A 14,123-nucleotide genomic window follows, 5' to 3' on the forward strand; every position below is an offset into this window, starting at 1 on the left:
CATTAATGTTTGAAGCTTACCGCTCCACACCGGCCTCATCTTCAGCAACGACTTCTGTTTCTTGTAAAGCATCATTGATCCAATCCTGAATGGCAGGATGATTTAATACACGCGCCTGATACGCACGCGAAACATCAGAAAGTTCTATGCCATAAGTTTGAAAGCGCAAAGCCACCGGTGCATAAAACACATCCACTATGCTAAATTGGCCAAATAACCAATCATGATTATCGCTATCATTTTGACGCACACTGCTTAAGTTATTAGAACGCTGCTGTAAGCAGTGCTGCCAAAGCTTATCGATACGAGATACATCATTGAGCGCGCCATCACTCAACTCCAAAGACCTATTAGCACGGCAATTCATAGGCATTTCATTACGTAGAGCAGAGAAGCCAGAATGCATTTCCGCCACTACCGCTCGTGCAACAGCACGCTGACTAGGATCTACCGGCCAACCTTTCCCTTCAAGATACTGCTCATTTACATATTCACAAATCGCTAAAGAATCCCAAACTTTAATATCACCGTCCACCAGCACGGGGACTTTTGCGACAGGCGTAACCTGTTCAAGCTCTTGATAAAATGATTCAGTAAAAAGTGATAGCTTTTTTTCACTAAAAGGAAGATCAAACGCTTTAAGTATTAACCAACCTCGCAGAGACCAGGACGAATAATTTTTATTACCAATAATTAATTCCATTTCAACTCCCCTTTCCACACTATAAATCCTAAGAAGTACCATTCTGGCAACTTGCATTTCGTATGACTAACGAATAGTTTTGATGGCACCTATTGGAAAACCTGATAGGTGATACCCTGCCCCTATTTGAATGAGACAGTAAATGGATATTGATGCGCTAAGGAGCTTTCTAGCTTTTGTTGATACAGGCAGCTTTACCCGCGCGGCGAAACAAACCTTCCGCACCCAAAGCGCCATTAGTATGCAGATGAAAAAGCTAGAGGACGACACTGGTAAGCGCTTGTTTATAAAAGAGGGACGTAATCTTGCGCTAACAGAGCATGGGCAGCTTTTAGTTAGTTATGCCAGAAAGATACTCTCCTTGCATGACGAGGCGTTAGGAAGCCTCTCTCAGGGCGAGGGGCACCCCCCACTCATCATTGGCTGCCCCGATGATTACGCTGAGTCGATACTTCCGCACATCACTCAAATAATCTTGGATAAACTTCCACATCAGAATATTCAAATCTGTTGTGATTGTAGTAGCCAATTACGCTTAAAGCTGGATGCTGGAGAGATAGATATAGCCATTCTGACCCGTTCACCTGACGTGGAAGAGGGGTATCTACTTAGACATGATTCAGGGGTTTGGATACACGGCGGTTACGAAGATCTTATGCACAGCAACCCTCTCCCTCTAATCCTATATGAGGCGGACTGTAAATTTCACAGCACTGCTGTAGACGGTTTAGAGAAACAAGGAAAGAATTATAGATTACTTTGTAGCTCTTCTAGTGCGACAACCATTAAAAGCTTACTACGTAGAGGGTTAGGTATTAGTGCTATGGCCAGATCCAGTGTACCTAATGATTTAGTAATCATTAATAACATGACGATGCCAGCTCTTCCTTCAGTAGATATCGTGCTTGCTGTAGCACCGATTCCCCACCCAATGTTCAGCGCAGGAGTAGCATCAGAAGTAAGTCGCCTTTTCAGAGAGTCTATCTTGTGAAAAAGAAATCTGAGACATGCACAGCCAATCACCTAATCGAACTGCAGATAAACTCTACGGGCGAGCATTAGATTAACCTCCCACTTTACGTTGCAGCTTTTAAATAGCGCGTCATTCCATCACATACCGAATCGTACAAATCCGAATCGCTATTTACTGAAAAACTTAAGAGACATTCACAAACGCCCTAATTAACTTGCGCGTATCGAGTCTTCAATATGGCCACTCGCTTTACGTACGCTTGCGTTTCGGCATAGGGGGGGATTCCATTATATCGTGTCACAGCGCCAGGCCCAGCGTTATAAGCAGCTGTAGCTAATGCAATATCGCCAGAAAAACGTTTCAAAAGCTCTGCCAGATACTTCGTTCCCCCTTCAATATTTTGGTTTGCATTCAAGCTGTTTGTAACACCTAGATCACGTGCTGTCGCGGGCATCAACTGCATCAACCCCTGAGCACCAGCTCTAGAAACCGCATTCACCCGAAAGGCAGACTCGGCATGAATAACCGCTCGTACAAGTGCCGCATCAACGCCATATTTATTTGACATGGCCTTCACCTGATTCTGATAAGCATCGGTATTCAATGGAGTGCTATGCCAATTAACCGTAGACGCGACACTACAGGCATAACAATCAAACCTTAAGACTTCATAGTTCAAGTTAATAGGACGCTGATCAGTATACGTAATCACTCCTTTATCATTACGATACTTATAGATACTTTGCGTAGAGCTTTTGCTCTTATTGGTATAATGAACACCACGCTGTTTATCAGAAAGGTTTGTATATTCCACTCGACCATCAGGGTGCACTATTTTGCGAACGCCTGCGCCATAAACGGAAGAAACAGTACAGAAAGCCATCATCAATAAACTGATAATAAGAGTTCTTATATTCCAAAAACTTAAAAAGTTACTATGCATAATTGGCATATTAGCAGTTAGCCCTCCAATGGCCAGCCCTCTTCTTCTATCATTATTCCTTCGGCGGTAAAATTAGAGAGGAGAAAAGTAAACCCGTTACCAGTGCAATCGCAACAAAACTCATACTAAATGCGGTATCAATACCTTCTAAGACATTTTTCTCAACCAATAGAGATAAACTTTGAACGCCTACACTCCCCGGAACAAGTAAAATAATGCCCGGCATAAGCATGACAGATCGGGTGATACCGGATAGACGCTCAAAAAGGTTAGCGCCTAAACCTGTTACAAATGCGCCAACAAAAGCCCCCATCACTTGCCCAAACAGTTGCGCGCCGTACCATGTAGTAGCAAACGCGGTTAGACCTCCCAGTATAATCCAAGGTAGATCTTTAGGCCGCCCCTGAAAAAGGAAACAAAGCCCCACACTACCGATGGCGATAGAAAGCCATAATGTCCAAGCGGGCAAAAACCATTCAGTTTGAATAGCCTGAACCGGAAACACAACCGCACCAATAGCATTACCGATCGCTACACCAAAGCCTATCTGTAGAAATATAGTACCTGCGTAAACTAATCGAGCAGTACCTGAAACCATATTCTGACGCGCAAGTTCAGCAACCGCAGTTGTTAAAAGTAACCCAGGCACAAGTACAATAACCCCTGCAACTGTGGCTATATACGGAGCAGAAAGCCAACCTAAACTAGCGACGAAATTAGCCAACAAGGCTGAGATAATAGCCGAAAGTGTTGGGAACAGGTATTTAAGGGATTCCGTTTTTAAAAAGCGAACAGCAATTAAACCTGTAACCATCCCCATCACAAGAGCGACGATAATCTCTGAAACAGCGCCCCCTAATAGTTGGGCAATACACCCTGACAATAAGCCAAATCCAGCCATCTGTCCCTTAATACCAAAACGCACTGGGGTATTAGCGATCTCTTTTAATCGCCCAGCTCCCTCTTCTACCGTTAAGGTTTCATCAAGAACCGAACTCACTACGTCTTGAACTTGGATCTGTCTTTCCAGATTAACCTCACCCTGTTCAACCCGAAAGACGTACGTTTTAGGTTCAGGCTCCTCTGGATGAGAAAAACTCATTATCAAATTGGTCGGCTGCGCTAAACACTGAACACCAAAACCTAACTTTTCCCCCATACGCTTCATCGTATTTTCAAGCTCGTAGGCGGTCATACCATGCGTGTGCAACGCTTTAGCTAAACGCAGCATAAAGCCAACAGGCAAAGTTCTCGGTGGAAAATTTGGCTCTTTAGCTAGTGAATAGTGATCGAGCAAATCGAAAGACATAATTCGGCTCTTTAAGAAAAAATGAAAAGGCCATAGCCCGAAAAGCAAAGAAGGATAAATTATCGCTAATTTATCCTTCTAAAAAGTGTATCGCGAAATATTAAGACATCAAGTGATCACAGGTACGTCACATTGAACGTCTGCATTTTGTCCTCGATGACGCAACATATGATCCATCAAGACAATGGCCATCATAGCCTCAGCTATAGGCGTTGCACGAATACCCACACATGGATCATGACGTCCCTTAGTGACCACCTCAATCTCTTCACCGCGGCTGTTAATACTACGACCGGGCAAACGCAAGCTAGACGTTGGCTTTAGTGCTATGTGAGCAACAATGTCTTGTCCTGTAGAAATGCCGCCTAAAATACCTCCCGCATGGTTGGATAAGAAACCGTCTGGAGTCATCTCATCACGATGCTCTGTACCTTTTTGCGCTACACAATCAAAGCCATCGCCAATTTCAATCCCTTTCACAGCATTAATACTCATCAATGCATGAGCTAGCTCAGCATCAAGGCGGTCAAAAATAGGCTCACCTAAACCCACAGGCGTTCCGCTAGCGACGACACTAATTTTAGCACCGACGGAATTACCCTCCTTACGAAGATCATCCATATAGTTTTCCATCTGCTCAACAACAGCGGCATCAGGGCTAAAGAATGGATTGTTATGCACTTCGTTCCAATCGAACTTGGCCTGATCAATCTTCAAAGGACCTAACTGAGAAAGATAGCCTTTAACCTCAACCCCTTTAGATGCAAGAAACTTCTTAGCAATGGCGCCTGCTGCTACTCGCATCGCCGTTTCACGCGCAGAAGAACGTCCACCACCGCGATAATCACGGAAACCATATTTATGGGTATACACGTAATCCGCATGTGCCGGACGGAACGTTTCTTCAATATTTGAATAATCTTTAGAGCGCTGATCTGTATTTTTAATCAGCAACCCTATCGGCGTACCTGTTGTCTTACCCTCAAAAACACCCGAAAGGATCTCAACCTCATCAGCTTCACGGCGTTGTGTTGTATGTCTAGAGGTTCCAGGTTTTCTTCGATCCAAATCCAGCTGAAGATCAGCTTCAGACAGCTCAATGCCGGGAGGGCAACCATCCACAATACACCCGAGCGCCTTACCGTGGCTCTCGCCAAATGTGGTTACCGTAAACAGTTTACCGTAGCTATTTCCTGACATTGTATGGATCCATTAAGCAACAAAAAAATAAATATAAAATCTAGACACGCGATTATAGCAAATTATATGCTATCTCTGAATGCCAGAAGGTCTTGAGCCGTAATCGTAAATACGCCATTCCCACCTTGCTCAAATTCCAACCAAACTACGGGTAGTTCTGGATACTCAGTCATCATGTGTACTTCACTGTTTCCTACTTCGACCACCAGCAAACCGTCATCGGTTAAGTAATCAGAAGCTTCTCTCAAAATACGCCGGGTAATATCAAGCCCATCAGGCCCTGACCCCAAAGCCAAAGCAGGCTCATGATCGTACTCCTGAGGCATTGAAGCTAGATCGGCTTCATCCACATAAGGAGGGTTACTTACAATAAGATCATAAGTTTTACCCTTTAAACCGGAAAATAGATCACTTTGAATTGCATTCACTCTATCAAGCATCTCATGCTTTTCAATATTAATGTTCGCAACATCGATCGCATCATCGGAAATATCAGCCAGATCGACTTCAGCATCAGGAAACGCATACGCACAAGCAATTCCGATACAACCACTTCCTGTACATAGATCCAATACCCGATGAACTGGGCCTTCACGTAACCAGGGAGAAAACTCAGCTTGAATCAATTCAGCGATTGGCGACCGGGGGATAAGCACTCGCTCATCAACAAAAAAGGGTAATTGGCAAAACCACGATTCATGAGTGATGTACGGTAACGGCTTACGCCCAACTGCACGCAGCTTAATAAAATCTAATACCCGCTCTTTCTCAGTTTCAGTCAGACGACCTTCCAGCACAGCAGGGTTTGTATTCCAGGGTAAGTGAACAGCGGCCAAGACTAACTGCGTCGCTTCGTCCCAAGCATTATCAGTACCATGACCGAAAAACACCCGATACTCACCAAACTGACTCATCGCAAATCGGATATAATCTCTAAGGCTATGCAGCTCATTTTTAACTGTATTATAAAACAGGGGTTGATCGCTCATGTACTCTGGACCGATAATTTGCTAATTAAAGGCCGCCATCTTAATAAAAATTGCTTAGGAACACCATGAAAGACCCGAATGAGAATAAAAATGAAGAGCAATCTTTTCTCGATGCAATGCAAGGTGTCAGCCGACATAAGCATGATAAAGCGGATACCAAGTCGACAACTTCTAAAAATAAGCTTAATACCCTCTACCGAAGACAAGCCGCAACACTTGAGGAAGAGAAAGTTATCGATGGTTTATCCGATGAGGCTGTTAATCTAGTTGAATCAAGCGAAGAACTCTTATTTGCAAACCCGGGTGTCCAGTTACGAGTACTTAAAAAACTCAAGCAGGGTCATATACCCTGGGAACAAGGTTTAGACCTACACGGCTATACAATTGATCAAGCAAGGGACCAACTAAGCCGATTTGTATTTGATGCAAGAAGAAACAAATGCCGCTGTATTATTGTTATTCACGGTAAAGCGCACTCATCGGGTAGTGATCAAGCGATGATAAAATCATATGTTAACGAATGGCTAAAGCGATTAACGGGCGTTCTCGCCTTTTGTTCCGCTCAAGCAAAAGACGGGGGCACAGGCGCTCTTTATGTTTTACTAAAAAGAGAAAAGTAACGATTATATATAGCTATTTGATCACCTAATTAATTGGTTCGCCTTTTTCCAATGCTTCCAATCTATCGCGCGCAGCTAGGCGACCATATTCAATAGCGGCTTCTGCTCGATGAAAGTCATAAAAGCTGCATAAATCTTTAGGGATACGAATAAGAAGGTCGGGCGGGTAACCTGCAATTTTATACTCAGCCAAACTCGCTTGCATCACTTCCACTGAGTTCAATAGCACATCCATTCTGCCACCAATCTGGTCGGCCTTAGCGGTAGGCTCATCTCTTTGATCGGCTACTTCAGACTCTGGCATATTCCATTCATCACTCATACCACTGCGCTTTAGGTACTGGTTACTCGGCAGTGCTATATGACTATGGCTGGAATCCCCCGTATTCAGATCGATAGCGATAATGAAATCAGCCTGAGCCGCAACAACTGGTATTATGGGTAAGGGGTTAAGAATACCACCATCAACGAGCACACGGCCATCCTGCATAACTGGGGTAAACAAACCTGGTACAGCCACGGAAGCTCGAATAGCGTCAATCAAAGATCCCTTTTGAAACCAAACCTCTTTTTGATGAGCAATATCAGCTGAAACCGCTGTAAAATCTAATCCCAAGTCCTCAATTTTAAGGGCGCCTAGAATCTTAGTTAATTGAACAAAAATCCTATCACCTCGAATGGCACCTCGAGACAAAGTAAAATCGAGTAAACGCACCACTCTCATCCAATTAAGAGAGATCACCCACTTCTTATATTCAGGCAGTTTTCCCGCAGCATACATTCCGCCAACAAGCGCGCCCATAGAACTACCTGAAACAGAAACGATCTCATACCCTCGTCGTTCTATCTCCTCAATAGCCCCTATATGAGCATAGCCACGTGCACCACCACTACCTAATACCAGTGAAACCGTTGCCATAAGCTATTCCTTCAGTTGATACTTATTCTACATACATTAATATCTCAGCATCCCTTTCTGGGGCAAAACCACCAAGCGAATGAAGTTTAATCCTCACCGCATCAACCCCCTGTTCGATTAAAGCTAATTTTAAGCGATTGACTGATTCGTTCGCCCTCGCTAGTTGCTCTTGAGTAGTAACATCATCATTATTTCTCCCAACTAGCCATAACAACTTATCTGAATTATCAGCCATATATTGCTTAATCATTGGTATCTCATTTTCATTAGCAAAAGGAACGCCTAGCCCCTTTGCTAGTAATGCCTGAAAATCTAAGGGCTTTGTTACAAGCACCTCTAAACGTAAGTAAATTTGTTTATTACCGCGCTGTACGGAATAAAGTGAAAAATATTGATTACCCAATTGATAGGAAGCAAACGACTGAGATTCATCAAAACCATATAACCGAGAATAGCCAAAAACTTTATTTGCCCATTGGTTACTACTACCGCATGCGCGACTTACACACTGAAAAAGCTTGCCACCCCCTAGCTGTAGAATTTGTTGGTCTATATGTAAAAAAGCTTCTTGAGGGGTGAAACGCTCAGGCACTTTATAAGTGATTCGATAAAGCCGACCGTTTAAATTTTGCTCTTTTTCACGAACTAATACACCGTTTATTTTCTTCAAACTGCCCAAAATAAAACGATAATCTGAATCACGTTCCTCATACTGAACAATAGTGGAACCGGAGGAACGTGAGATACCCGGATAATCCGACGAGTTTAAAACATCGGCTTTAGCTACTGTTAACAAAGATGTAAAAATCAACACAAAGGTGCTGAAACATCTAACAATAGTCCTGCTAAAACCTAAAATTCCAAACTGCATAATTGACCGTTCATTTTCTCTATTCATAACGCGCCCAACTATTTATCCTATCTGCCAAAAACTGTGCTACAGGAGGATCAAGATGAAGATGATGACCTCCTTTTAATTTAATAACGTCGAGATGCTCAATGCTATCTAGCCAGCGATTAATAATGCTTTCACTCGCACCCTCATCACCTATTATCACTATAGCTTCTGATTCAAGTTTCTGAAGAAATGAATAAACCTGTTCAGAACTAAAACGTATAAGTGAGGGGAGAAGAAGCTTAGAATCGTTACTCCACATATAACCTTTATCTGTTCTCGTTAAACCTCGTTCCAACAGCGCCTCTGAGGCCTCTCTTGAGACTGGCCAACGTCCCTTCATACGGGCTAAAACCGCATCTTCAAAACTAGCGTATGGTGTAAGCGTACGAGATGCCATTCTATGCCGTTTAGTTATCGCTTCAGATAATAGGGATGGTAAATCATCAACTTCATAAACAAGCGGACCTAGACCTTCGATACAGAGGAGCTTATCAACCATTTTGGGAAAAGAGGAAGCAAATAACATTGCAATACTCGCCCCCATGGAGTGACCGACAAAATCAGCTTTTTTTAACTCTAACGCCTTCATCACTTCATATATATCAGCCACGTTATCCCACAAGTGATATGGCATTTGTGCTGGACGATGATCAGAACGTCCATGACCCACAAGATCCATCGCGATTAACCGTATACCTGATAGATGGCCACCTATAGCATAAAACGTTGCCGCATTATCCAACCACCCGTGTAACGCTAAAACAGGCCGTCCAATAGGGTCGCCATATTCAACAATCGCGATGTTATAACCCGCAGCTGAAACTACATACTCTCGATGACTTAACATTTTCCCTCAACTAATCGACTGATATATCGCGCTTCTTTAATTACTATAATCTCAAATTAAAGTAAGATCTTTAAACTTAAGGGAAAAATTAATGAATTGGAATTTTTGATGATATCCGGCTTACAACTAGAACAAGATTCTAGCCTAAAGAAACCTCAACGCTTATTTTTTATATTATTCGGCATCCTTTTTCTTATCGCACCCTTTTACTACCAACCTAATTTGGGTGGAGAAGGCCTTTTCATTCCGCACAATAGTAGTTTATGGATCGTTGCAAGCTGGATTATTGCGAGTGCAAGCTTTTTAATCTACAAAAATAAAGTAATTGTTCTACCTAAACACTGGCTAGGTTTGGCGTTATTACCTATAGGTGCGCTTGTGACCGGATTTGTAGCCGATAATAACAATCCAACAGAATGGATTGTAAGGATTTCAGTCATTATTGGCGGGTACCTTTTCTTTCTCAGTTTATTCCAATTTCAGCTTAAATCTAAACACATAGAACGCAGCCTTTACATCATATTAGCGATGGGGTTAATTGCTGGGACCTACGGTATTATTCAAAGTCAAACAGGGGCACTAAATTTAGGGCATATAATACCCGTCAGCCCAGAACATAAAGCAGTAGGGATTTTCCAACAAGTTAATCTACAAGCCTCTTTGATGGCTACATTACTTATTCTTTCATTCTACCTAGCAAGCCGTCCTACGCTACAAAATTTCAGTTTCATAATAAAATTCACCTTAATCATTGCAACTATCACCGCAAGCTTTTCAATTGCATATAGCGGCTCTCGGGTGGGATTAATCAGCGCTATCATTGGGCTTTCCATGTTATTAATTGGTCGCTGGAAACTAATAAAAAACGCAAAGTTCATGTTTATCGCTCTCACACTCTCAGTGTTTATCGGCGCTACTTTAGGGCAAAGCGGATTAACGGCGACCGCTAGTAAAATGAACAACGTAATAGGAGGACTTGATGCAGATGTACGCTGGCATATATATACGCTTTCTTGGGACATTTTTACTCAAGCCCCTATCACTGGTCACGGGCTAGGTAGTTTCCAGAAAGTATTCCAGGAGGAAAGAGCCGATTACCAAATAAAAGGAGGGGTTAAGCTAGAACGCTCCCCTCGATTTAGCCATCCTCATAATGAAATTATTTTTTGGTTAGTCGAAGGTGGAGTTATTGCCATTATTGGAATTTTGGCAGCGACTATTTTCACCCTTCTACAATTAATAAAAGTAGGCTGGCAAAGGGGCTGGGCATACGCAGCTTTATTCTTCCCGTTAATTATCCATTCTCAAGTAGAGCTACCTTTCTATATTTCAAACACACACTGGTTTCTACTATTATTTTTACTCTTTGTGACTCATCAATTCAGAAAGAAGGAACTCAATACAAACGTCCTTTCAAAGCCCGCTCAAAATACAGTACCTATATTCTTTATGATTGTAGCTATATTAAGCAGCTACACCCTAGTTAATGCACAAGTCGCTAATGCGGGACTTGTAAATTATCTGAAAAGAAACCAGAGCCATCCTGCATTCTTAGAATCATCTATAGAATCAGCCTACTTCCGGGAATATACAACCTACCTATTACTTAGGCGTAATATGTATTTAGGCATTCATGATTCCGATACCCGAGCTGCTGAACAATATATAGCTTGGGCAACACAAAGCTTAAAAACCACTCCGGCTATCAGTAGCTATAGAGACTTAGTTATAGCTTACAATTACCTCAATGAAATAGAAAAACGGGATAACACTTTACAGAAAGCACTAGATATCTACCCTCAAAATCAAGACTTATTACACTTAGAGGGAAAATTCACAGCAAGTACCACTCAACAAGAAAAGCTCAAAAACGGTGAGTTAAAACACCCAACCCAGCAGCCGGCCAGTCAGCAGTGATCGATGAAATTTCACCGCAACCAAACGAGCGGGGGGAGGATACATTACCCTCACAACATAAAGCCTCAACGTAAGCGATGATCGGCATATGAGTAACGATAAGCGGGGTATGTTCAGTATAAGGCTCTAGTGATGCTAAAGCCTTTTCGGGGCTGCTCTCAGGGGTCCACAAATCTGAAGAGTACAGATCAGATACATTAAAGCATCTTGAAACGAGTTCTGCAGTTTCTAATGTTCTGACATAAGGACTATGAATTATACAGCTAATGTCATGCAATTCTTGTTTCAGTGAATCTAAACGACGATTAAGTAAAGCCACACCTTGCTCTGTAAGGTGTCTCTGAGCATCTGAAGGAGCTGTAAATTCAGCCTCTCCATGACGCATCAGATAAAACTTCATGCACCCTCTCGAGGCAATACAAATTCCACATCTGTACTTTGCTCATTCATCATCAACATTTTGACAACCTCCGCCACCGGAGCATGATTAAAGACTACTTCGTAGAGACCGCTCACCAAAGGCATATAAACATTCATCTCTGCTGCTTTCTCTTTTACGTGCTTAATAGTGCTCACACCTTCGGCTACTTGCCCTAATGCATCAACTGCTTGCTCTAAGGTTTTACCCTCTCCTAAAGCATAACCAACTCGGTAGTTACGACTTAAAGGGGACATGCATGTCACAATTAGATCACCGACGCCTGCAAGACCTATAAAGGTCATAGGGTTAGCCCCCATACAGACAGCAAACCGACTCATTTCAGCTAAGCTTCGAGTCATCAGCATGCTTTTAGTGTTTTCACCCATCCCCAAAGCAGCACTTAAGCCCGCCGCAATTGCATAGATATTCTTTAAAGTTCCACCTAACTCAACGCCATAAGTATCAGAGCTTGCATATACTCGGAAGTAGGAAGAGTGAAGTATCTCCTGAACGGCACTACGTAGCTCAGAGGAGTCACTCGCAATCACGGTTGCCGTTAAATGGCGGTTTGCAACTTCTTTAGCTAAGTTTGGCCCACTCAACACACCTACAGGAGATAAAGGCAGTTCTTCTCTCAGGATTTCGCTCATTAAACTAAATGTCTGAGCTTCTATACCTTTGGTCGTCGAAACTAACATTTGCTCGGGCTTTAGCCATTCGCGAGCTTGTCTTACAACTTGTCGAAAGGACTGGCTAGGTATAGACACAAAGACGATGTCTGCCCCCTTTACTACCTCTTCTATCGAGGTAGAGGCAAATAAACGACTAGAGAGCTTATACTCCGGTAAATAACGCGTATTTTCATGCGCTAGATTGATATGTGCAGCTAACGCTTCATCCCTAAGCCATAAATTAACATCAAAACCATTTTCTGCCACCATATTGGCGATAACAGTGCCAAAGCTACCGCCACCCAATATGGCAACTTTATTTATTTTCGACATACTATTTAATTCCAACACGCACTTTATCGACTTGATTCGTCCAAACTATCGAGCATTTTATTAATGCCCTTAAACAATAAAATAACAATAAAGTAACCCAAGCAGGCTAAGCCTAAAAAGAGCAGTAACTGTAAAGGGTCCTCAGTACGTTGATAACCGGCAACACCCAGTGCGGCTATAACCGCACTGAACACTACGGCAACGATATTAGCCAGACGCTTAGTCCTGTGTTTGTCTTGTTGCATTCTCACTACCACTATCTTTCTCAGCTACCGAAACCTCTGATTTAAACTCCTGCGGTTTAGGCTCCGCGGAATTAGATTCGGGAAGTTTGGAATCCTGAGGCTTAATTGTTTGTGACTTAGGTTCCTCCAGCAATTCAGCTTCAGGGTGAACACAATTAAGTTTAACGCCTGTTTCAGCCTCAATTTCAGGAATCATGAAGGAATCATCCTCACAAGCGAAACAGATAGAAGCTCCGGTTGCACCAGCACGCCCTGTACGGCCGATACGGTGAACATAGTCATCAGGATCTTCTGGTAGCTGGTAATTGAATACGTGAGTTACCCCATCAATATGAATACCTCGTCCAGCAACATCTGTCGCAACTAAAACTTGAATTTTTCCGCTACGGAAATCTTCCAGTGTACGTACGCGCTTCTGCTGAGGAATCTCACCGGACATAAGTGCCGCTTTTATTCCATCACGAGAGAGTTTCTCTGCTAATTTACGTGTTTCATCACGTCTATTACCAAAAACAATAACCTTCTCCGCGTGATCTTTATCCATATAATTACGTAACAGACGGTACTTTTGCTGTTTAGAAACTAAATAAACGGTCTGACTCACATTATCAGTCGTTTTAATTTCAGGAGCGATCTCAATCGTAACGGGATCTAACGTCCACTGCTGAGCTAAATTTAAGATATCATCCGTAAAAGTTGCGCTGTATAACAAAGTTTGACGGTCAGTACCCTTACGAGGCGTATTTCGTACGATCGTGCGGACATCAGGAATAAAGCCCATGCTCAACATACGGTCTGCTTCGTCTAACACAAGCACTTCAACATTCCACAGATCGACATCCTTACGGTTAACAAAATCAATTAATCGCCCTGGAGTAGCAACCAAAATATCAACCGGCTTCTTCTTCAACTTCTGACGTTGTTTATCATAATCCATGCCGCCCACTAAACTCACTACATGCAATGATGTATGTTTAGATAACCCTTCAGCATCATCAGCAATCTGTAGAGCAAGTTCACGAGTGGGCGCAACGATTAAAGCACGCGGCTCCCCTAAACGCCTGTTCTCTGCAAGCGGGAAGTCAAGTAGGTCAGTAATAATACCCAATAGGAATGCAGCTGTTTTACCCGTACC

15 protein-coding genes are annotated in these 14,123 nt (G+C 42.8%); 3 read left to right on the forward strand and 12 right to left on the reverse strand.

Annotated features, from left to right (window positions below; translation table 11 throughout):
- Positions 1–16: 16 nt before the first annotated feature.
- Positions 17–703, reverse strand: coding sequence for a glutathione S-transferase family protein (locus B4K11_RS06170; RefSeq protein ID WP_292955156.1), 687 nt, complete (start codon positions 701–703; stop codon positions 17–19).
- A 142-nt stretch (positions 704–845) separates the two neighbouring features.
- Here B4K11_RS06170 and B4K11_RS06175 point away from each other — a divergent pair, with 142 nt between their 5' ends.
- Positions 846–1,694, forward strand: a complete 849-nt coding sequence (locus B4K11_RS06175; RefSeq protein WP_292955153.1) for a LysR family transcriptional regulator — start codon at positions 846–848, stop codon at positions 1,692–1,694.
- A 187-nt stretch (positions 1,695–1,881) separates the two neighbouring features.
- Here B4K11_RS06175 and B4K11_RS06180 read toward each other — a convergent pair whose 3' ends face one another.
- From B4K11_RS06180 to prmB, 4 genes are all read right to left on the reverse strand, one after another.
- A complete protein-coding gene (locus B4K11_RS06180; RefSeq protein ID WP_292955150.1) occupies positions 1,882–2,628 on the reverse strand; it encodes a lytic transglycosylase domain-containing protein in 747 nt (248 codons plus the stop codon).
- A gap of 43 nt (positions 2,629–2,671) precedes the next feature.
- Complete coding sequence (locus B4K11_RS06185; RefSeq protein WP_292955147.1) at positions 2,672–3,928, reverse strand: threonine/serine ThrE exporter family protein; 1,257 nt, start codon at positions 3,926–3,928, stop codon at positions 2,672–2,674.
- A gap of 108 nt (positions 3,929–4,036) precedes the next feature.
- A complete protein-coding gene (aroC, locus tag B4K11_RS06190) occupies positions 4,037–5,128 on the reverse strand; it encodes a chorismate synthase (protein ID WP_292955145.1) in 1,092 nt (363 codons plus the stop codon).
- A 62-nt stretch (positions 5,129–5,190) separates the two neighbouring features.
- The gene (prmB, locus tag B4K11_RS06195; protein ID WP_292955142.1) at positions 5,191–6,117 is read right to left on the reverse strand and encodes a 50S ribosomal protein L3 N(5)-glutamine methyltransferase; all 927 of its coding nucleotides are present in this window, start codon (positions 6,115–6,117) and stop codon (positions 5,191–5,193) included.
- A 65-nt stretch (positions 6,118–6,182) separates the two neighbouring features.
- On the opposite strand from prmB, the gene B4K11_RS06200 reads away from it, so the two are divergent.
- Complete coding sequence (locus B4K11_RS06200) at positions 6,183–6,737, forward strand: Smr/MutS family protein (RefSeq protein WP_292955139.1); 555 nt, start codon at positions 6,183–6,185, stop codon at positions 6,735–6,737.
- Between the two features lie 25 nt (positions 6,738–6,762).
- On the opposite strand, the gene B4K11_RS06205 is transcribed toward B4K11_RS06200, so the two are convergent.
- Genes B4K11_RS06205 through B4K11_RS06215 form a run of 3 tightly spaced genes read right to left on the reverse strand, consistent with a single transcriptional unit; the run spans position 6,763 to position 9,401 of the window.
- Positions 6,763–7,656, reverse strand: a complete 894-nt coding sequence (locus B4K11_RS06205) for a patatin-like phospholipase family protein (protein ID WP_292955136.1) — start codon at positions 7,654–7,656, stop codon at positions 6,763–6,765.
- A 22-nt stretch (positions 7,657–7,678) separates the two neighbouring features.
- The gene (locus B4K11_RS06210) at positions 7,679–8,554 is read right to left on the reverse strand and encodes a DUF4892 domain-containing protein (RefSeq protein ID WP_292955133.1); all 876 of its coding nucleotides are present in this window, start codon (positions 8,552–8,554) and stop codon (positions 7,679–7,681) included.
- Positions 8,547–9,401 carry an alpha/beta fold hydrolase gene (locus B4K11_RS06215; protein ID WP_292955130.1) on the reverse strand — a complete coding sequence of 285 codons (855 nt, stop codon included), beginning with the start codon at positions 9,399–9,401 and terminating at the stop codon, positions 8,547–8,549. Before B4K11_RS06215 ends, B4K11_RS06210 begins: the two co-directional genes overlap by 8 nt.
- 108 nt (positions 9,402–9,509) lie before the next feature.
- On the opposite strand from B4K11_RS06215, the gene B4K11_RS06220 reads away from it, so the two are divergent.
- Positions 9,510–11,318: a PglL family O-oligosaccharyltransferase gene (locus tag B4K11_RS06220; protein ID WP_292955127.1), complete on the forward strand. Its 1,809-nt coding sequence runs from the start codon at positions 9,510–9,512 to the stop codon at positions 11,316–11,318.
- Here the strand turns inward: B4K11_RS06220 and sixA are convergent.
- The 4 genes from sixA to B4K11_RS06240 all read right to left on the reverse strand — a co-directional run.
- A complete protein-coding gene (gene sixA, locus B4K11_RS06225) occupies positions 11,266–11,718 on the reverse strand; it encodes a phosphohistidine phosphatase SixA (RefSeq protein WP_292955124.1) in 453 nt (150 codons plus the stop codon). The genes B4K11_RS06220 and sixA overlap by 53 nt on opposite strands.
- Positions 11,715–12,743: an NAD(P)H-dependent glycerol-3-phosphate dehydrogenase gene (locus tag B4K11_RS06230; RefSeq protein WP_292955121.1), complete on the reverse strand. Its 1,029-nt coding sequence runs from the start codon at positions 12,741–12,743 to the stop codon at positions 11,715–11,717. Before B4K11_RS06230 ends, sixA begins: the two co-directional genes overlap by 4 nt.
- Before the next feature lie 23 nt (positions 12,744–12,766).
- Complete coding sequence (locus tag B4K11_RS06235) at positions 12,767–12,988, reverse strand: hypothetical protein (protein ID WP_292955118.1); 222 nt, start codon at positions 12,986–12,988, stop codon at positions 12,767–12,769.
- Positions 12,963–14,123, reverse strand: a 1,161-nt coding sequence (locus B4K11_RS06240) for a DEAD/DEAH box helicase (protein WP_292959284.1), incomplete at its 5' end; no start/stop codon positions are given. The genes B4K11_RS06235 and B4K11_RS06240, both read right to left, overlap by 26 nt.

This window comes from Neptuniibacter sp. UBA6509 (assembly GCA_002435145.1).
In the GTDB taxonomy this organism is placed as follows: domain Bacteria; phylum Pseudomonadota; class Gammaproteobacteria; order Pseudomonadales; family Balneatricaceae; genus Neptuniibacter.